The 15,507-nt window shown below is 36.9% G+C and carries 12 protein-coding genes and 1 riboswitch; of the genes, 6 read left to right on the forward strand and 6 right to left on the reverse strand.

Annotated elements, in window-relative coordinates:
• Positions 1-19: 19 nt before the first annotated feature.
• Positions 20-1,273: a carboxylate--amine ligase gene (locus BW732_RS06635; protein WP_187694947.1), complete on the forward strand. Its 1,254-nt coding sequence runs from the start codon at positions 20-22 to the stop codon at positions 1,271-1,273.
• A gap of 6 nt (positions 1,274-1,279) precedes the next feature.
• Positions 1,280-1,996, forward strand: a complete 717-nt coding sequence (locus BW732_RS06640) for an aspartate/glutamate racemase family protein (protein WP_077276017.1) — start codon at positions 1,280-1,282, stop codon at positions 1,994-1,996.
• 67 nt (positions 1,997-2,063) lie between these two features.
• On the opposite strand, the gene BW732_RS06645 is transcribed toward BW732_RS06640, so the two are convergent.
• Positions 2,064-2,816 carry a hypothetical protein gene (locus BW732_RS06645; protein WP_077276018.1) on the reverse strand — a complete coding sequence of 251 codons (753 nt, stop codon included), beginning with the start codon at positions 2,814-2,816 and terminating at the stop codon, positions 2,064-2,066.
• Between the two features lie 271 nt (positions 2,817-3,087).
• Positions 3,088-3,178: riboswitch (SMK box riboswitch) on the forward strand.
• On the opposite strand from BW732_RS06645, the gene metK reads away from it, so the two are divergent.
• Positions 3,176-4,366 (forward strand): methionine adenosyltransferase, encoded by a 1,191-nt coding sequence (metK, locus tag BW732_RS06650; RefSeq protein WP_077276019.1) that lies wholly within the window; start codon positions 3,176-3,178, stop codon positions 4,364-4,366. Its footprint overlaps the riboswitch before it by 3 nt.
• Before the next feature lie 83 nt (positions 4,367-4,449).
• Positions 4,450-5,916: an MDR family MFS transporter gene (locus BW732_RS06655; RefSeq protein ID WP_077276020.1), complete on the forward strand. Its 1,467-nt coding sequence runs from the start codon at positions 4,450-4,452 to the stop codon at positions 5,914-5,916.
• 65 nt (positions 5,917-5,981) lie between these two features.
• Here the strand turns inward: BW732_RS06655 and mnmM are convergent, their stop codons facing one another.
• The 5 genes from mnmM to BW732_RS06680 form a co-directional block, all read right to left on the reverse strand.
• Positions 5,982-6,560: a tRNA 5-(aminomethyl)-2-thiouridylate-methyltransferase MnmM gene (mnmM, locus tag BW732_RS06660; RefSeq protein WP_077276021.1), complete on the reverse strand. Its 579-nt coding sequence runs from the start codon at positions 6,558-6,560 to the stop codon at positions 5,982-5,984.
• 21 nt (positions 6,561-6,581) lie between these two features.
• Positions 6,582-7,520 carry a tRNA modification radical SAM protein MnmL/YtqA gene (gene mnmL / locus BW732_RS06665; protein ID WP_126844214.1) on the reverse strand — a complete coding sequence of 313 codons (939 nt, stop codon included), beginning with the start codon at positions 7,518-7,520 and terminating at the stop codon, positions 6,582-6,584.
• A gap of 5 nt (positions 7,521-7,525) precedes the next feature.
• Positions 7,526-8,176 carry a phosphatase PAP2 family protein gene (locus BW732_RS06670; RefSeq protein WP_077276023.1) on the reverse strand — a complete coding sequence of 217 codons (651 nt, stop codon included), beginning with the start codon at positions 8,174-8,176 and terminating at the stop codon, positions 7,526-7,528.
• A gap of 80 nt (positions 8,177-8,256) precedes the next feature.
• On the reverse strand, positions 8,257-9,324 hold the full coding sequence (locus BW732_RS06675) for a DUF4097 family beta strand repeat-containing protein (protein ID WP_077276024.1): 1,068 nt from the start codon (positions 9,322-9,324) through the stop codon (positions 8,257-8,259).
• Positions 9,321-9,953, reverse strand: coding sequence for a DUF1700 domain-containing protein (locus BW732_RS06680; protein WP_077276025.1), 633 nt, complete (start codon positions 9,951-9,953; stop codon positions 9,321-9,323). Before BW732_RS06680 ends, BW732_RS06675 begins: the two co-directional genes overlap by 4 nt.
• Positions 9,954-10,204: 251 nt before the next feature.
• Here BW732_RS06680 and BW732_RS06685 point away from each other — a divergent pair, with 251 nt between their 5' ends.
• Positions 10,205-12,763, forward strand: a complete 2,559-nt coding sequence (locus tag BW732_RS06685; RefSeq protein WP_077276026.1) for a muramidase family protein — start codon at positions 10,205-10,207, stop codon at positions 12,761-12,763.
• A 319-nt stretch (positions 12,764-13,082) separates the two neighbouring features.
• Entirely contained in the window at positions 13,083-15,497 is a 2,415-nt protein-coding gene (leuS, locus tag BW732_RS06690; protein ID WP_077276027.1) for a leucine--tRNA ligase, read from the forward strand.
• Positions 15,498-15,507 lie beyond the last annotated feature (10 nt).

Below are 15,507 nucleotides of genomic sequence, written 5' to 3' on the forward strand. Positions count from 1 at the left end.
TAATCAGAGAAGGGACTAGATGAGAGTGACAATGAAAAAAGACTTTATTCCGGTACTATTAGGTGGCGATTTAAACCTATACGGAATGGCTCGGTCATTTTATGAACTAACCAATAAACCAGTACGAGTCATTGCAAGTGATATTCTTGCGCCAACGCAACATGCTAAAATTTTGGATATGGAAGTTGTCCCAAATTTTGACACAGATCCTGTATTCATTAATAAGATGCGTGAGGTTGCTAAAGAATACAAAGATTCGAGCATACCTGTTATTTTAATGGGAATGGGTGATTGGTATACTGATTTAATTTCTCGTCATTTAGCAGAACTATCTGAGACATTTATTTGTCCTTATATTGATAAGTCACTAGAAAAAAAATTAGAAAACAAAGAAAGTTTTTACAACATTTGTGAAACCTACGATTTACCTTATCCTAAAACACATATTATTACGAAAGATATGATGGCAAATGGAGATAGTGCTAATCCTTTCACCTATCCCGTTGCTTTAAAACCAGCTAATAGTGTGACATGGAATGAGTTTACTCATCCGATTAAAGAGAAAGTCTATATTATCCATGATGTCGCGGACTATGACCGTATCATCACTACTATTTATCAAGCAGGTTATCAAGATAATATGGTGTTACAAGAGTTTGTTCAAGGTAATGAAAGCCCAATGCGTGTGTTAAACGTGTATGTTGATAAGCATCATCAGGTGAAAATGATGTGTTTGGGTCACCCTTTGTTAGCTGACCCAACACCATCAGGAATTGGTAATTATTTAGCCATCATGCCAGACTACAATGCAGAAATTTGCGAAAAAGTGGCACATTTCTTAGAAGACATTAAATACACTGGTTTTGCTAATTTCGATTTAAAATATGATATTAAAGACCAAACGTATAAATTCTTTGAAATTAACTTGCGTCAAGGTCGTAGTAGCTTTTTTGTTACGTTGAATGGTTTGAATTTAGCAGAGTGGGTTGTTCGTGATTATGTCTATGACGACTTAAAAGATAGTCCAAATGTCATTAGTCACATACCAGATGATGAGGGGAAACTTTGGCTAAATGTCCCGATTGATATCTTTAATCGGTATGTTCCAGCAACGCCTTATAAAAAAGTTGCCCAGCAGATGATTGCTGAAAAACGCTACGGCTATACGTTCTACTATAGTGGTGACAAGAGCATTCGCCGGTTTATTAACTTGCAACGTATGTTCCACTACTACCGAAAAGCATTTAAAAAATATGGAAAAAGAGTGGTGTAATTAACGATGCAACAATTTTTTACTGTTATTGGTGGCATGGGCACAATGGCGACGGAGCTTTATATCAAGATGCTCAATCGTAAAACGCCAGCAACCAAGGACCAAGATTATTTTGATTATATTCTCGTTAATTATTCAACTATTCCGGACCGTAGTAGCTACATTATGAATCCGGAAAAGCATGAAAATCCATTGCCATATTTAGTGGAAGTTTTAGAACAACAAAGTCGATTAAACCCTAGCTTTTTTGTACTAACATGTAATACAGCCCATTATTTTTTCAATGAGTTAGAAGCGGCAACAGATGTTCCAATTCTTCATATGCCACGTTTAGCAGTGTCGCGAATTGCTGAACATTGTGAACCTGGTGTTAGAGTGGGGATTATTGGAACGGAAGGAACCATTAAAAATAAAATTTATGATCCTTATATTGAAGAAAAAGGGTATGAAGTGGTCCATCCAACCAAAGCAATTCAAGAGCAAGTGAGTACGTTGATTTTTGATAAAATTAAAGCGAAAAATGAGCTAGATACGACGCTTTATTTTGCTATTTTAGATCAAATGTTCCAAGAGCTTGCTTGTGATGTTGTTTTATTAGGGTGTACGGAATTGTCTTTAGTGGAAGATTTGCAAGAGTATCCTCGTGGAGTGGTGATTGACCCACAAGATGTTTTAGCAGATTGTACAGTTGAATTAGCCACGCAAGTGAGACAAGAAGGTTAATTAAGGTGATGAAATGAAAAGAGTTAGTCCAACGTTGCGGTAGCGCAATCGCGGACTAACTCTTTTTTTATAAATAATAAATGAAGAGCCCAATGAGGGTCATTAAATTTAGGACGAATTCTTTTTTGCGTGTGTTTCTTGATTTAATGAAGAAATATAGAGCTGACAAGTTAATAATCACAAACCCAATTAGTTTGACTAAATTTAATTCACCGGTTTTAAACTGTGTAATGAGTAAATAATAAATGGCAATCAGACAGATAATGGCTAGAATGAAAAACCAAACTTGGCGTTTTAAAAAAGAGTACAATCCTTGACTTAGGATGGTTGTCAGTAAAATTAAGGCAAAGGAAAAAATAAAGGGCTTCATTAAATCAAAGTGATAAGTAAAGGGGTAACTAATTGTGAGTAGCTGATTAAACACAATTCCTTTGAAAAAAGCGTTGACTAATGAATAGGTAATTGAATCAATATAAAAGAAGCGTTTGGAAAAAATTAATAACTGGAAGCCTTCATATGCTAGCAAAATAATTGCAAATTGTAAGGCGGTCTCTTTGGTAATCATAAAGATTAAACCAATACTTAGAATGATTTTTAGACTGTAGGCTGGTAATGCTAATGAGCGTCCTTGTTTGTAGGTCATTCGGCCAAAAATTTGAAAAAAATCACAAATTAATAGATAAGCAATCATGTAAGGTAAAATATGCGGTCCTTGACTGCTATCGCGGAAAAATAAAATACCAGGTAAAATTGAGATAGCTGTTTGCATGGCAGTAATCATTAAGATATAAGGCAAAGATAGGGTCATTTTTTCTCTCACCAGTTTCCCTCCTTTTGGGTAAGACACAATACGCGTAAACGGTCCTTAAGCTGACCGACTGTTACCTTTTACTCTAACGATATCGCGGATATTTGTCAATTGGTTGATGAATTCATCGGCTATTTATTTTTTCTTAATTAGATTTTTTAAGCATCTAGAGGGATTGTTTTTTGATGAATTGACGTATTGTATTTCCTTGTCACCTTTTTTAGAATATCAGTTTAAACTTGATGTTTTATATATGTAAACGCCAAAATTTCTGTTATACTGAGAATGTTGCAAGATTCCCGATAGGATTTACATCTATTTTTTTTGTAAAGATGCCTTGTAACCGAATAAATATCAGGGGGAATAACCGAATGAAAGAAAGACGTTTATTTACATCAGAATCCGTATCAGAAGGCCATCCAGATAAAGTTGCTGACCAAATCAGTGATGCGATTTTAGATGCGATTCTAGAGAAAGACCCATATGCGCGTGTTGCCTGTGAAACTTCAGTAACTACTGGCTTAGTCCTAGTGTTTGGTGAAATCACAACGACAGCGTACGTGGATATTCAAAAAGTGGTTCGTGATACAATTAAAGGAATTGGGTATACACGAGCAAAATATGGCTTTGATGGTGACACGTGTGCGGTTATGGTGGCGATTGATGAGCAATCACCAGATATTGCACAAGGTGTGAACGAATCATTAGAGAAAAAAGAAGGCTTGCATGATGCCGATGAAGCTTTAGGAGCTGGTGATCAAGGCTTGATGTTTGGGTTCGCAATTAATGAAACGCCAGAATTAATGCCGTTACCAATTGCTTTAAGTCATCGTCTAACAAAGCGCCTAGCAGATTTACGTAAATCTGAGACATTGTCATATTTACGTCCCGATGCTAAATCACAAGTAACAGTCGAATATGATGAAAATGGTCATCCATTGCGTGTCGATACAGTTGTTATCAGTACCCAGCATGATGAGGATGTCTCATTAGAAACCATCAAAAAAGATTTGATTGAACACGTGGTGAAGTTTGAAATTCCTAATGAATTATTAGATGAGCAAACGAAATACTATATTAATCCAACTGGTCGCTTTGTAATTGGTGGACCACAAGGAGACTCTGGTCTAACAGGTCGTAAGATTATTGTGGATACATACGGTGGCTATGCCCGTCACGGCGGTGGTGCATTCTCTGGTAAGGACGCAACTAAAGTGGACCGTTCGGCTAGCTATGCGGCACGTTATATCGCTAAGAATATTGTGGCAGCTGGTTTAGCTGAAAAATGTGAAGTTCAATTAGCTTATGCGATTGGTGTTGCAGAGCCGGTATCAATTTCCGTTGAAACATTTGGTACGAGCGTTGTCCCTGAGTCTAAGTTAATCGAAGCAATCCGGGCCTTATTTGATTTATCACCGGTTGGCATCATTAACATGCTCGATTTACGTCGCCCGATTTATCAAAAAACAGCTGCTTACGGTCATTTTGGACGTGATGAAGTTGAATTTACATGGGAAAGAACAGATAAGGTTGACCAACTTAAAGCCTTTGTTGGTAAATAGCTTGTACTTAGTCCTATTGAGAGCTTGGCTCTCTTTAGGCTTTTTTTATGACACGTGTAACAGAATTAATATTGGAGGATGACATGACAAAAAAAAGAGAAACAAATGTTAAAATTATCACTGCCTGTATGTTTATAGCTACTTTTATGACAGCAGTTGAAGGAACGATTGTCTCAACGGCTATGCCGACAATCGTTGGAACACTAAAAGGTATCGAGATTATGAACTGGGTGTTTTCAATTTACTTATTAACGAATGCTATGATGACCCCAATTTATGGCAAGCTAGCGGATAAAATTGGACGTAAGCCCATTTATTTAATTGGTATTTTAATTTTTATTATTGGATCAGCTTTATCAGGTATAAGTCAAAATATGATTCAATTAATTATTTTTCGAGCAATTCAAGGGATTGGGGCCGGGTCGATTATTCCAGTGTCATTGACGATTATTGCGGATATGTACCCGATTGAAAAAAGAGCGGGCATTTTAGGTTTAAATAGTGCAGCTTGGGGAATTGCTAGTATTTTAGGGCCCTTAGCAGGTGGGTTTATTGTTGATGTGATTAGTTGGCATTGGATTTTCTTAATCAACGTGCCAATCGGAATTGTCTTAATGGTGTTAATCTGGATTTTCCTAATTGAAGATGAATTTGAAGTTGTTAAAGGACCAATTGATTATATTGGTAGTTTCTTAATGATGATTATGCTTCTAGCGTTACTATATGGTTTCCAAACATTGAGCCATGGTTTTAGCACGATGACGGCAGTATCATTTGTCTTGTTTATCGTAGGTTTTCTTTTATTTATTCGTGTTGAAAAGCGGGCAGTGGATCCGATTATTTCACTTGATTTATTTACTAATAAAACTTATGTGATTGTCAATTTGATTGCTGCTTTAATTAGTGGTTTCTTAATGGGCGTAGAAGTCTATATTCCAATGTGGATGCAAGGTGTTTTAGGTAAGTCTGCAGCACTTGGTGGAATTGTTTTAGCACCAATGTCAGTTATTTGGATGATTGGTTCGTTTATGGGTGGTCGTGCTATGCAGAAATGGGATAGCCGTAAAGTGATGTTTATCAGTATGTTACCAATTTTTATTGGCGGCTTGTTCTTAGTGTTAGTCAATGACTCAACACCGTATGCCATTTTCCTTATTTTTTCAGGGGTTTTTGGGGTTGGTTTTGGTATGACAATGACGATTTTAACGGTTTTGGCACAATCAACTGTAGATAAGCATCATATTGGTGTTGCAACCTCATTTTTTACTCTCTCACGAACAGTTGGTCAGACGTTAATGATTTCAATCTTTGGTTTAGTCCTTAATAGTACGATGAATCAATCATTGGCTCAGAAAAAAGAGTTAGGTGTGACCAAAGATATGATGAATGAATTAATTAATCCACACACAGCGGGGGCATTACCAAAAGAATTATTAGGTGATCTCCATGGTATTTTAGCTAATAGTATTCATTATGTGTTTCTTTTAGGTTTAGGCTTAGTTGTGATTTCTTTTGTATTAAATCAGTTTCAAAAGAAAGCCATTGACTAGTATCACAACAGTCAGTGGGCTACGTAAAACCCCTCGTCAATTATCAAATGACGAGGGGTTTTGATTTATTTTTTAGGTGATTTTTTCCGTTCAATACAGACTAAGCTAGGTGGTGAATGCTTTTGATTGATAAACTCATAATACAAGACGGAAAAGTCTTCTTGTGGTAATTCAGTTGCAAAGTTTAAAACAGCCTGTTTTTCTGCTTCGCCACCTTCGTGTCCAGAATAAATGACGAGAATTATTCGACCTCTAGTAACAAGACGGCTAATTAAAGCGGTTAATGCCGGAATCGTAGTGGCTTCAGTTGTGATGATTGATTTATCACTGTGTGGCAAATAACCAAGATTAAATAGTGCTGATTTAATGGGTTGTATTTCAGGGATTACCTGACTCAGTGTCTCATGACCTTGTAGTAATAGCTGTGTTCGCTCTAGTAATTTTTCTGCTTTTAAACGTTCTGTTGTTGTTGTGAGTGCTTGTTCTTGAACATCAAAGGCATAAACTAACCCCGTTTTTCCAACTAATTCCGCTAAAAACACTGTATCAAAGCCATTTCCCATAGTACCGTCAACCACGACATCGCCCGGTTGAACAATTTCTTTTAATAATTCATGACTATAATGCAAAGCGGTTTGTAACATACTATGACACTCCTTTTAACCTTATGTAGTGTAAATTCCTTGATAGGTTTGTCGCCGTACTAATTCTGCATCAATCGCATTTAAGACTTCCCATTTTTTTAAACTCCACATTGGGCCAATAATCGTTTCTCTGGGAGCATCCCCTGTTAGACGATGAATCACAATGCGCGGAGGGATAATTTCTAGTTGATCACAGATGATATTAACGTAGTCGTTCTGAGATAAAAGTGAGAGGCGACCTTCCAGATAATCTTTCATCATTTTTGTATGCGTCATTAAATGTAAGAGGTGCAGCTTAATCCCTTGAATATCAGAATCATTGACCGTTCGGCGGACATTTTCTACCATCATCTCAGCAGTTTCGCCAGGTAGTCCGTTGATTAAATGTGTACAAACATTAATATTATGTCGACGCAATTTTTCGACACCGTCAAGATACGTTTGATAGTCATGCGCTCGATTAATCAACTGACTTGTTTTTTCATAAGTCGTCTGTACGCCTAATTCAACCCAAACATAAAAACGCTGGTTGAGTTCAGCTAGATAGTCGACAACGTCATCAGGTAAGCAGTCTGGTCTTGTACCAATGGAAATACCAATCACGCCTTCTTCATTTAAAACTTGCTCAAAACGGTGTTTAATCACTGACAGTGGAGCATGAGTATTGGTAAAGTTTTGAAAGTATACAATGTAATGTTTGGCTGTTGGCCATTTTTGATGCATGTGCTGGACTTCTTTTTGAAATTGAATGGGTAAAGGTTCAGATGGCGCAATAATCATATCTCCTGAACCTGAGACACTACAAAAGGTACAGCCACCAACAGCGACTGTTCCGTCGCGATTAGGGCAGTCAAAGCCAGCATCAATTGGAACTTTGAAGATTTTTTCGGCAAAGGTTTCTCTTAAAGCGTGATTCCAAGTATAATAGCGTTTTTGTTGCCCGTCTTTGTATTGAAACATGATGATTAGTTGCCTCCTAATTGTGATTTAGTCTGCAGTGACAGCATTATTGGATATGAGAAGCATAACCAAGCAAAGCCAATAAAGAAACCACCCAAAACATCTGTTGGATAATGGACCCCTAAGTAAATCCGACTAGTACCAACGAGTAGAATGATACAAGCTAAGATACATTGGCTAATGATTCGCAGCGTTCTTTGGTGAATAATAGTCGGTAACAAGAAAATAAGCGTACCATAAAAGAGCATGCTCCCCATTGAATGCCCACTAGGAAAACTGGTATTGCTAGCATAAACGAGATGGTCAACACTAGGCCTCGGACGATTAAATAAAGCTTTTAATAGTAGGTTTCCAGCACCTTGCACGAGTGCAGCATTGATAAATAACCAAGCGGCAGTCATTCGCCCTTGCCATTTATACAGAGCAATAATACCAATTAACGTTAATGCGACAATAGTGGTCGTGTTCCCAAAAACAGTCATAGTTGAAAAAAAAGTTGTTTTACTTGGTGTAAGTGTACCACGAATAAATTGACTAATTGGTTGATCTATAGTTTTTAATGCGGCTTCATTAAAAGCCACAAAAAAAGCAATGACCAGAAAGCCAAATAGACTTAAGCCACTTGCTATGAACCAAGAGGTTTTATGTGCTTTCATAGAGTATCTTCCTCCTAAAAATAAAAACCACGCTGATTGTTCAGCGTGGTTTTTATTATACCATGAAAGAATAGGGAGGTTTAGTTAAAATCGTCACCGTAATGGTCATCATCTTCGCCAATGGCTTGGACTGAAATGTCTCCGCTTGTTGAATGTGCAGAAATAACAGGCTTTCCTTTTCCTTTTTCGTAGCGTGTTCGAGAGGTTAAATTTTTATTAAATAGTTCAGTGATTTCGCCAATATCACTGGTTATTAGGACGGAGTCTTCTAGGAATTGTTTTTCTGAAAATTCAAAATCAAGATCTCCATGGTCACTAATAGCAGTAATAGGATTGTGTTTTTTATCTAAATTAGTATGGAGGAAAATATCTCCTGTTTTAGTAGCTAGGTCAATCGTACCGCTATTGTGATTGACAGAGATTTGGCCATTATTTGTTTTAGCTACCAGATCGCCCGAAGTATTGGCAGTGAAAATATCATTATTCTCATTATTAAGTATAAATGATTTTGCTTTTGAGTCGGTTAAACTAATTTCTCCATTTTTAGCAGAGATGTTTAGATTGTTTTTAACAATCACTTTTCCAAGTGCTGCACCTTGGTTATTTTCAATAGTCAAATCATCCAAACGACTGTCATGCATGGAGACATTATACTGCTGACTTTTAATGACTAATTCTTTAAAATCGAGACTAGCTAGTTCAAGATACTGACTGCGACCGTTAATAATAATTTTTTCATAGTTTGGTGCAATCTCTAAATTGATACTTCCAGAATTGTTATGAGCACTGTCAAATGGGAAAAAATTAAATTTATTGATTTGTTTTGTTTCTTTTGTTGTGATATTCAGAGTGGTTTGTTCATTTTTTTTCTCAGTTTGCCAATTAAGAGTGTCAATCTGACTCGTATCTAATGAATTTCCATGATAGTTCAACTGGGTTGAGTCTGTGGACGACATACGTAACTGAACGAATGCATTTGTCTGTAATGTTATTATTAGTGTTTTACTATTGTCGTAAGGATAGTTTTCTTTCACCACGTGGTTTTCATAATCTTGATTTAGACGGAAACCTAAAAATAGCGAACTAATACCTCCGACAATAATTAAAAGGATGGCCACAATTAGTGTGAACAAAGTATTTTTTTTCATCGAACAAGTCGTCTCCCTCTAATAATTTGTAAGTTCCACTTAATATATGCTTTTAACAGCTTGTAGCCACCTGCAGTTAAGGGGCGTAGCAATAAAAATCCGATTAACCCAACTCCACATAGTGCAAGTGAAACGGAAAATTGGAACAAGTTAAATGTACTAATAAAGTGTGTTAAATTGTAAACCGTTAGTCCTGGTGAAGCAATCAATACGATAGCAGTCAACCATCCAGCAACTAATAGGCAGACAAAAACTAAAATGAGCCATATCATAAAAAATGTATTTAAGGCAATAATACCTAGTATTTGAAACAGTCGGACAAATGGTGACTCTGGTTCTGTGTAAAGATACTCTGGAACTTCCTCAGATGGTTTTGATTCAACAAAGAATTCTACCCAATCATTTTGAGCAGGCTCGGTTGTATTGACAGGAATATCGTAGTCCTCCAAGATACCATAAGCAATTTCTTTCGGATGTGGTAAAGTTCGGCTAATTTCATATTCAGATAAACCATTTGCTTGTTCTTTCGCAAAATAATCAAGGTAATAGTTAATAATCTTGTCACGGTCACTTTGTGATAAGGGTCTGAGATGTAATTTTAATTCAATGATAAAATGCTCTTTATTCATAATGATAAGCTCCTATATTGTATTCACTACTGTTAATATACCGATTACAAATGTCATAAACAATAGGCTGGCCTTAAAATCAGTCCAAAGTATGAGTAAAAAAACCTGTTTTTCTAATAATATAGTCAGTTGATTTATGTTGAAAAAAGACAATGGTTATGCTTGCTAATGGAGTCTTTAGATGATTTAATTAGTATAATGAGGAACTTTTTAAGGTAAAGATTAGTAATAAAGATAAGGTAGGGTGAGTAGTGAATGGGAAAAAAAGGAATAGAAAACCTATTTTTGGTGGAAATGTTACGCTGTTAGGGACAACTGTGATGTTATCATCACTAATGGCTATGCCACTAACAGAAAATATCGTCTATGCAACTGGTAATTCAGAAAAGAAATCAACTGATGAGAACCAAACAATTAATCGAGCGACACTTCGTCTAACATCACTCAATGGTCCAAAAGAATTATCTGCTACTACAGCCAATCAAGTGGATCTAGTGACTGAATTAATGGTAACAGGTGAAGATAAAACAGAATTTATGTTAACCATTTCACCAAATATTGCAATCAATGAATCATTTGAGGATGGCGAACTAAAAGATAAAACTGGGGCAGTGATTGGTGAAATTCATGTGAATCGTTCATTAAATCAGATTAAGATGACGTTAAATCAAAATGGAACATATGCTGTGTCATTAAATTTACCATTAAATTTAAAAAATCAGTCAATGGCGCAACAGACAATTACAGTATCAGCTGAAGAACAACGGTTGTCACATGTTGTTAGTGTGTTGAACCAACAAGTTGGACAGCCAGCTGTTTCGGAGGATCAAACAGAAACGAATCAGAAGTCATCAGAAAGCAGCGTACAAGCGTCTACGTTATCAACGTCGACGGAAATTTCATCTGAACATTCGTCATCGTCTACTAAGACTAGTGAAACGACTAGTAAAGCAACGACAACAAGTTCAACTAAAAATGAGGCAAGTCCGTCAGAAACACAATCGTCTCAAACAATGGCAACAACGAGTTCAACTAACCAAACAAAACAACCGACATCTTCAACAACGACTAGTAGTGCAACTAAAGAGACTAAAGAGACTAAAGAGACTAGAGAATCAAACAAAGAAACGACTCAGTCTAAACCGGCAACAAAGCCAAAAGTAACGGTGAAAAACAAACAAGCCGTCTCATCTAATCAAATTAAAAAATCAGTTAGCCAGCCACAGCCACAAACAGCTAGTTTAAATCGTCAAGCTATCCCACAAAATGATTTTGTTGGAACAGTTGCCCCTTATGCGCAACAAGTTGCGGCTCAAAATGATTTGTATGCTTCAGTTATGATAGCACAATCTATTTTGGAGAGTGGTTACGGTCAAAGTACCCTGTCACAAGCACCTAATTTTAATTTATTTGGGATTAAAGGTCAATATCAAGGACAATCGGTTCGGATGTTAACTTGGGAACATTATAATGGAAAAAATGTCCAAATTTACGATAATTTCCGAAAATATCCATCTTATGCGGAGTCATTCCAAGATAATGCTCGTGTTTTAAGAACAACATCTTTCTATCCTGGTGTTTACTTTTATGCTGGTGCGTGGAAATCAAATACAACATCATATCGTGATGCAACAGCAGCATTGACAGGCAAATATGCGACGGATCCAAATTATAATAATAAATTAAATAATTTAATTCAAATGTATAATCTAACTCAATATGACTCACCTAGTAGTGGAAGTGGTGAGGTGATTGATACCTCTACTAAGCCAACAACACCGAGCAATGATAATTCATCGACTGGTTCAGGTTCAACAAACACTAATGTGTCGCAACAAACTTATACAGTTCAACGTGGCGATACACTTTATGCGATTAGTCGTCGTTATAATGTGAGTGTTGGCAACTTAATGAGTTGGAACGGATTAACTAATCACATGATTTATCCGGGACAGAAGTTAGTGATTAAGGGATCTACTATTTCTATTCCAAATCAACCAGAGACCAAACCTGAAGTTAAGCCTCAGGAAAAACCAAGTAAGCCAAATCAACCGTCAGGTACTAACGAATCACAGAAAGTTTACACTGTTAAAAGTGGCGATACACTATCTGGAATTGGCCGTCAATTTGGTGTTAGTGTCGCTAATTTAAAATCATGGAATGGTTTAACGAGCGACATGATTTACGTGAATCAACAGTTAGTGATTAAAGGGCAAAATGGCACACAAAAACCACAAGCTAAACCACAACCAAAGCCGACAAAACCAAGTCAACCAGCTGTCTCATCAACGACGTATCAAGTAAAATCAGGTGATACACTTTATGGCATTAGTCGTCGGTATGGCGTAAGTGTGTCTGAATTGAAGTCGTGGAATGGTTTAACAAATGATTTAATTTATGTTGGTCAAGGTTTGACAATTAAGGGAGTCAAAGTACAATCTAAACCACAATCACAGGCAACGGTACGTCCTACAGTTAATCAAGGGACAACAACGTATCAAGTGAAATCAGGTGATACACTCTATCACATTGGTCTGGCTCACGGCTTAACTGTATCAGAAATTAAAGCTAAAAATGGTTTAACCAGTGACTTGATTTATGTTGGTCAAAAGCTAGTGTTAAAAACGACTGAAAAAGCACGCCCACAAACAACTGTCCAAGTTGGAAAAGGCCAAATGCACAAAGTTCAACGTGGGGAAACATTATGGGCTTTAGCTCAAAAATATCAGACATCTGTGTCTCAAATTAAAACAGCTAATCGCTTATCAAGTGATATCATTTATCCTGGTCAGTTACTAAAAGTTAAATAAACGTGATTGAATTACGACAAGTTATTTGGTATGATGGCTGTAATACTATAAATGTCGAAGAGAAGTAGTACGAAGGAAATTTTTTCAGCGAGTGCATGGGTGGTGTGAATGCATATAAGGAACTTCCGAACTTAGCTCTGAATTAGTTTGAATCGACCGGAATCATTCCGATATCATGACCTGAGGTGTTGATGATGTTAATCAACATAAACATAGGTGGTACCACGTAATTAATAATTATACGTCCTATGGAAATGATTTTTATTATTTCCATAGGGCTTTTTTTTATGATAACACACTAAATTGGGAGGCTATTAACATGGCATATAATCATCAAGCAGTTGAGCAAAAATGGCAAAAATATTGGAAACAACATGACACCTTTAAAACTGAGGAACAATCAACTAAACCAAAATTTTACGCACTTGATATGTTTCCTTACCCATCTGGTCAAGGATTACACGTAGGACATCCTAAAGGTTATACATCAACAGATGTCTTGTCACGAATGAAACGTGCTCAAGGTTTTAACGTCTTACATCCCATGGGATGGGATGCATTTGGCTTACCAGCAGAGCAGTATGCTCTTGATACTGGAAATGATCCAGCTGAATTTACAGCCAAAAATATCTTAACATTTAAACGTCAATTTGACGCTTTAGGTTTTAGTTTTGACTGGAGTCGTGAGATTAATACGACTGATCCAAGTTACTATAAATGGACACAATGGATCTTTACTAAATTATTTGAAAAAGGTTTAGCCTATGAGGCAGAAGTACCAGTTAACTGGTGTCCGGCTTTAGGAACTGTTTTAGCCAATGAGGAAGTAATTGATGGAAAATCTGAACGTGGCGATCATCCAGTGTACCGTGTACCAATGAAGCAATGGATGTTAAAAATTACTGCTTATGCTGATCGTTTAATTGATGATTTAGACTTGATTGATTGGCCTGAAAGTATCAAAGAAATGCAACGCCATTGGATTGGACGTTCTGAAGGTGCGAATGTGACGTTTAAAATCAAAGACACAGAGAAAGAATTTACCGTCTTTACGACACGCCCTGACACTCTATTTGGTGCAACCTATGCAGTATTAGCACCAGAATTAGCTTTAGTTAAAGAGATTGCGACGCCAGAACAAAAAGAAGCCATTGAAGCGTATATTAAAGAAGCTGAGAAAAAAACAGATTTAGATCGTACCGAATTATCTAAAGAAAAAACAGGTGTCTTTACTGGTGCCTATGCAATTAATCCAGTGAATGGTAAAGAGATGCCAATTTGGATTGCTGATTATGTCTTGTCAACCTATGGAACGGGAGCGATTATGGCTGTTCCAGCTCATGATGACCGTGATTATGACTTTGCCAAAGCTTTTAATTTAGACATTGTTCCAGTTTTAGAAGGTGGGGATGTCACTGAATCAGCCTTTACAGGTGATGGACCACATATTAATTCTGACTTTTTGAATGGTTTAGATAAAGAAACGGCTATCACTAAAATGTTGGAATGGTTAGAAGACCATCATGTTGGTAAAAAAGAAGTGAGTTACCGTTTACGTGATTGGTTATTCTCACGCCAACGCTATTGGGGTGAGCCAATTCCAATTATTCACTGGGAAGATGGTACAATGACAGCTGTTCCAGAAGATGAATTACCATTGATTCTACCAAAATCGACTGATATTAAACCGAGTGGTACCGGTGAATCACCATTAGCTAACATGACGGATTGGATTGAAGTTGTCGATGAAAAAACTGGTATGAAAGGTCGCCGGGAAACAAATACTATGCCACAATGGGCTGGTAGCTCTTGGTATCATATTCGTTATATCGATCCACATAATGATGACGTCTTAGTTGATCCAGAAAAAGCCAAAGAATGGTTGCCAGTAGATGTTTACTTGGGTGGAGCAGAACATGCGGTCTTACACTTGCTTTATGCACGTTTCTGGCATAAATTCTTATACGATTTAGGTGTAGTACACACCAAGGAACCATATCAACGTCTTTATAATCAAGGAATGATTCTTGGTGAGAACAACGAGAAAATGTCTAAATCAAAAGGTAATGTCGTGAACCCAGATGATATTGTTGAACAATACGGTGCTGACACATTACGTTTATATGAAATGTTCATGGGACCACTCGATGCATCAATTGCTTGGAGTGAAAATGATCTTGAAGGTAGTCGTAAATTCTTAGACCGTGTATGGCGTTTATTTATTGATGAGAACGCTGTGTTACGTGATCGGATTACGACACACAATGATGGTAAATTGACAAAAGTTTATCACCAAACAGTTAAAAAAGTGACGGAAGATTACGAGCAGTTACATTTTAATACTGCAATTTCACAGTTAATGGTCTTTGTGAATGAAGCTTACAAAGCAGATGTCTTGCCAGTCGATTATATGAAAGGCTTCTTACAATTATTAGCACCTGTTGCGCCATTTATTGCAGAAGAATTATGGGAGCGCATGGGCGGAACTGATAGTTTATCTTATGTGTCATGGCCAACTTATGATGAAAATGAGCTAGTAGAAGATGAACTAGAAGTAATTTTCCAAGTTAATGGAAAACTACGCGCAAAAGTCACCGTATCACGTGATTTAGCTAAAGATGAGTTAGAAGCATTAGCGATGGCAAATGAACATGTGCAAGCGCATATCGATGGAAAAGTGATTCGGAAAGTGATTGTTGTTCCAAATAAATTGGTTAATATTGTGGTTGGCTAAAACAATCTTT

Source organism: Vagococcus penaei (genome assembly GCF_001998885.1).
GTDB lineage: Bacteria > Bacillota > Bacilli > Lactobacillales > Vagococcaceae > Vagococcus > Vagococcus penaei.

Bases quoted from the DNA above. Each gene is read 5' to 3' on its own strand.
- BW732_RS06655 (WP_077276020.1), top strand. From the start codon at position 4,450: ATGACAAAAAAAAGAGAAACAAATGTTAAAATTATCACTGCCTGTATG.
- BW732_RS06640 (WP_077276017.1), top strand. From the start codon at position 1,280: ATGCAACAATTTTTTACTGTTATTGGTGGCATGGGCACAATGGCGACG.
- BW732_RS06635 (WP_187694947.1), top strand. From the start codon at position 20: ATGAGAGTGACAATGAAAAAAGACTTTATTCCGGTACTATTAGGTGGC.
- BW732_RS06680 (WP_077276025.1), bottom strand. From the start codon at position 9,953: ATGAATAAAGAGCATTTTATCATTGAATTAAAATTACATCTCAGACCC.
- metK (WP_077276019.1), top strand. From the start codon at position 3,176: ATGAAAGAAAGACGTTTATTTACATCAGAATCCGTATCAGAAGGCCAT.
- BW732_RS06670 (WP_077276023.1), bottom strand. From the start codon at position 8,176: ATGAAAGCACATAAAACCTCTTGGTTCATAGCAAGTGGCTTAAGTCTA.
- mnmM (WP_077276021.1), bottom strand. From the start codon at position 6,560: ATGTTACAAACCGCTTTGCATTATAGTCATGAATTATTAAAAGAAATT.
- mnmL (WP_126844214.1), bottom strand. From the start codon at position 7,520: ATGTTTCAATACAAAGACGGGCAACAAAAACGCTATTATACTTGGAAT.
- BW732_RS06675 (WP_077276024.1), bottom strand. From the start codon at position 9,324: ATGAAAAAAAATACTTTGTTCACACTAATTGTGGCCATCCTTTTAATT.
- leuS (WP_077276027.1), top strand. From the start codon at position 13,083: ATGGCATATAATCATCAAGCAGTTGAGCAAAAATGGCAAAAATATTGG.